We start from the raw sequence: 3,956 nt of genomic DNA, 5'->3' as shown, positions 1-3,956 counted from the left end.
GGGCTATAGAAATTAAATAGGATAATACTAGTTTTCTATATTAATAATATAGAAAACATTTGTAAGATTGGAATTTTAATATAGGTTTATAAAAATAATGAAAGTGTGTCTTCTATTTCGTGTAAATCTCATTAGCTTGTTGAAATTTGCAACGTAGGAAGGATTAGAAGGATGAGAAAGATTATTAGCGTTTTAGTTATTTTCTTTATGACGGGAAGTATCTTTGTTGGGGGAGCTGTTCATGCGAAAGCAGAAGGGAAGCATGAATGGAATACGAATAAGCTTTTAAATATTGCACATCGCGGAGCAAGTGGACATGCACCTGAGCATACTTTTGCTTCTTATGATTTAGTTAAAAAAATGAAAGCGGATTATTTAGAGTTAGATATTCAATTAACAAAGGATGGCCAATTAATTGCAATGCATGATACAGCAGTTGATCGCACTACAAATGGAACAGGCGAAGTACGAGATAAAACGTTAAGCGAAATAAAGAGTTTAGATGCTGGATCATGGTTTAATAAAGCGTATCCAGAAAAGGCTAAGCAAGAGTATGTTGGGCAAAAGGTTCCAACTCTTGAAGAAATCTTCCAAAAGTATGGAAGAAGTATGAAGTATTATATTGAAACAAAATCACCAGATGTGTATCCAGGAATGGAAGAGAAATTGTTGGCGTTGTTACAAAAATATAATTTAGTAGGCCAAAACATGTCTTCTAGCCGTGTTATGATTCAATCATTTAGTAAAGATAGTTTGAAAAAGATTCATAGTATGAATGAAAATATTCCGTTAGTTCAATTGCTTTGGTATTATCCAAATGAAAACAATGAAATTGTTGAATGGTCTGGTATTACACATGAACCGAAAAGTGTAACAAATGATGATTTTCAAGAAATTAAAAAGTATGCAGCTGGTATTGGACCAAACTTACGTAATGATAACGGAGAACTAATTATTGATGAGTCATATATGAAAATGGCTAGGAAAAATGGACTGTTAATTCACCCTTATACAATTAATGAGAAACCCGATATGAGACTGTTAATCAAATGGGGTGCTACAGGAATGTTTACAAATTATCCGGATCGATTACATAGTGTATTAAAGGAAAAATAAGTGGAAAAGGGTATACCAGTGTTTTAGGTATACCCTTTTTAATTTAACTCCCCGATAAACGTAATCTCTTTTTCATAGCATTCATCTGCATCATAAATAATTTCTTGAAAGTGAAGCGTTTTGAAGGAATGACAAACTGAAATTTCCCATGTCTCCCAAAAATCAATTTCATTTGAAAGAAGAATCCATTTTTGAAATTCACTATCTCTATTAAAGAAATTATGAAAGTAGTCCTCATTTTTAAATATAATGATTTGCGAATCCCACAAATTATTTATAGAAATCAAAACAACAACTCGATATGTATGTGTATCGCTCGGTTTCATATTTATTAAATGATTTGCTTGATTTAATAAGGTTTGAATACATAACCGTTTTACTTTTCTAGGTGTTTTACGAGAGTCAATAAAAGCTTGCGAAACTGGCAATAGCATATTCCAATATTCATCGTTATAGAAAGTAGAAGGGAACGTTTTTGTATGGTCCTCAATTCGCTTTATCATAGTGTTTGTTTTTCGTTTCATACCACGTATTTTCTTTTCACGCATTGTGAGTCATCTCCATAAATTTTTGTAATGCAGCAGAGTGATATATATCTTTTCTAGTAATAAAAGTAGTAGGAACTTTTTTGAAGCTATTTGGTAATGGGTTGAATGATACGTCATGTTGATGACCATTTAAAATAGGCTTCATCATAATTGCTATGCCCATACCTGATTTTACACATGCGAGTATCGCTTCAATTGTTCCAAACTCAAATACTCGCTTAGGTGAAATTCCTTCTTCTTGAAGCCAATCTTCTAATAAATTTCTATAATAGCACCCGTGACTAAATGCAAGTAAATTCATGTCTCCTATGTCTTTAAAGGAAGATAAAGGCTTTTTGCTAATGAGAACTAATTCTTCTTCACGAAATATATTTGTATGAAGTTCGGCATGCTGAGTAGAGCCAGCTATAAACGCTCCATCCAGTTTTCGTTCTAGTACAAGCCTAATCAATTGTTCTGTCGTATTTGATTCTAAAATCAATTCGATTTTTGGATATTTTTCATAATAGGCCGTTAATATAGATGGAAGTCTTACAGCGGTTGTAGATTCTGTACATCCAATTTTTAAAGTGCCTCTTGGTTCGATCCCATTACTTTGAACTGCTTTAACAGATTGATCCATTAGGTGGATAATTTGTTTGGCATATGTTAATAAAATCTCACCGTTAGAAGTTAAAGTTACACCTTTTCCGTTTCGGTAAAATAAAGGCACACCTAATTCGTTTTCTAGTTGTTTCATACGCATTGTTACGCCAGACTGTACATAGTTTAAATTTTTAGCTGCGTGAGATATGTTTTTTTCTTTCGCAACTTCGTAAAATATAGTTAAATCTTTTATATCCAAGTATCATCCCTCCATAAAAGGTATCATTTTTTTTGATGGATCACATGATAAATCTTTATTTTATATGATATCAGAACTTTCATACAATGGAAGGGGATGGAGGGATTATTGTGTTAATGGAAGAAAGGGTGAATAGTACTTATAAGTGGGTTATGTTAATTTTTGCGACGGTTGCTCAAACAACAGCGACACTTATCACGTATGGTGTTGGAGCGTTTGCTTTATTTTGGAAAGAAGAATATGCACTTACGAATACGGAGATTGGATTGTTAGTAAGTGTTATAAATATGGGACCGCTATTTTGTATGCTTTTTGTCGGGCGGCTACTTGATCAATACAATGAAAAGTTGTTAATTTCGATAAGTTCATTTTTACTAGGAGGTTCGTTTTTACTGACTAATATGGTCAATGGATTTAATGGGTTACTCTTTGTACTTTTATTAGTAGGAACGTTTTATAGTGTTTCGCAGCCAGGAGGAAGTAAGGTGATAATGAAGTGGTTCTCAAAAGAAAATCGCGGGTTAGCGATGGGGATTAGACAAGCCGGTATACCGATTGGTGGTACATTAGCGGGAGTATTGATCCCGTTTCTTACAATAAAATATAATATGGCCTATGCGGTAAATAGTATTGCATGTATTTGTATAATTGGAGGGTTTTTATTTTTTATATTTTATAAGGAACCATATATTCAAGAGAAAGTTAAACAAGCACGTAGTAAACTTTCTTTTTGGATGCAGTTAAAAGAAGTGATGTGTAAAAAAGAGTTATATGCAATTTATATAACTGGCATTTGTATGATTTCATTGCAAATGGTGTTAGTTGCGCACTTTATAAAATTTTTAGTATTGGAACAATCAATCACGCCAATTTTAGCTGGAAAAGTATTTTCCGTTATGTTCTTTTCTGGAATGGTTGGTAGGGTTATATTAGCAGCTACTAGTGATTTATTTTATAAGGAGAATAGGCGTAACCTCTTATTTATAACTGTTTGTATTTCTATTTTCTTCATTCTAATATTAGTAATGAGCATACATACAATAACGAATGTATTGTATGGTGTAAGTGCATTGTTAGGGTTCTTTGCAATTGGATGGTTTAGCCTTTTCATAACTGAAGTTGCGGAATCAGCAAGTGAAGAATCGGTAGGGATGACAGTGAGTTTTGCACTTACATTAAATCAAATTGCCATTATTGCTGCGCCTGCTTTATTTGGTTATATTGTAGATAAGAAGGGATATACGTATGCGTGGTTATGCATAGTTGTATTACTAACTATTTCAGCGGTTAGCTTATATAGGAAGGATAGAAAATGAGGGAATGTTAGCAATGTAAATTTTTTATGAAGAAAGTCTAAAGAAATGTTGAATGAGCGACATTTCTTTTTTTATTTGTTGTATAATCAAAATGTAAATGAGATTCGTTTTCAATTTCGTTCATTACCTCTT

The 3,956-nt window shown here is 32.7% G+C and carries 4 protein-coding genes; 2 read left to right on the top strand and 2 right to left on the bottom strand.

Going from position 1 to position 3,956, the window contains the following annotated elements:
* Positions 1 to 171 precede the first annotated feature (171 nt).
* Positions 172 to 1,116: a glycerophosphodiester phosphodiesterase gene (locus tag ACQGS6_RS24195; RefSeq protein ID WP_001226363.1), complete on the top strand. Its 945-nt coding sequence runs from the start codon at positions 172 to 174 to the stop codon at positions 1,114 to 1,116.
* A 38-nt stretch (positions 1,117 to 1,154) separates the two neighbouring features.
* Here the strand turns inward: ACQGS6_RS24195 and ACQGS6_RS24190 are convergent, their stop codons facing one another.
* Both ACQGS6_RS24190 and ACQGS6_RS24185 read right to left on the bottom strand, forming a co-directional pair.
* Entirely contained in the window at positions 1,155 to 1,664 is a 510-nt protein-coding gene (locus tag ACQGS6_RS24190; RefSeq protein WP_025966616.1) for a DUF3916 domain-containing protein, read from the bottom strand.
* Positions 1,657 to 2,508 (bottom strand): LysR family transcriptional regulator, encoded by an 852-nt coding sequence (locus ACQGS6_RS24185; RefSeq protein ID WP_025966617.1) that lies wholly within the window; start codon positions 2,506 to 2,508, stop codon positions 1,657 to 1,659. The genes ACQGS6_RS24190 and ACQGS6_RS24185 overlap by 8 nt, the downstream gene beginning before the upstream one ends.
* Before the next feature lie 86 nt (positions 2,509 to 2,594).
* Here ACQGS6_RS24185 and ACQGS6_RS24180 point away from each other — a divergent pair, with 86 nt between their 5' ends.
* Complete coding sequence (locus ACQGS6_RS24180) at positions 2,595 to 3,824, top strand: MFS transporter (protein WP_221818613.1); 1,230 nt, start codon at positions 2,595 to 2,597, stop codon at positions 3,822 to 3,824.
* The last annotated feature ends 132 nt before the right edge of the window (positions 3,825 to 3,956 follow it).

The sequence above is a fragment of the Bacillus sp. GMs2/2 genome, assembly GCF_050172095.1.
In the GTDB taxonomy this organism is placed as follows: domain Bacteria; phylum Bacillota; class Bacilli; order Bacillales; family Bacillaceae_G; genus Bacillus_A; species Bacillus_A cereus.
The sequence above is the reverse complement of the archived record's forward strand: the minus strand, read 5'-3'. Positions and strand labels throughout refer to the sequence as shown.

What these genes read in the sequence shown, in the direction of transcription:
- ACQGS6_RS24195 (WP_001226363.1), top strand. Translation starts at nt 172, where the DNA reads ATGAGAAAGATTATTAGCGTTTTAGTTATTTTCTTTATGACGGGAAGT.
- ACQGS6_RS24190 (WP_025966616.1), bottom strand. Translation starts at nt 1,664, where the DNA reads ATGCGTGAAAAGAAAATACGTGGTATGAAACGAAAAACAAACACTATG.
- ACQGS6_RS24180 (WP_221818613.1), top strand. Translation starts at nt 2,595, where the DNA reads ATGGAAGGGGATGGAGGGATTATTGTGTTAATGGAAGAAAGGGTGAAT.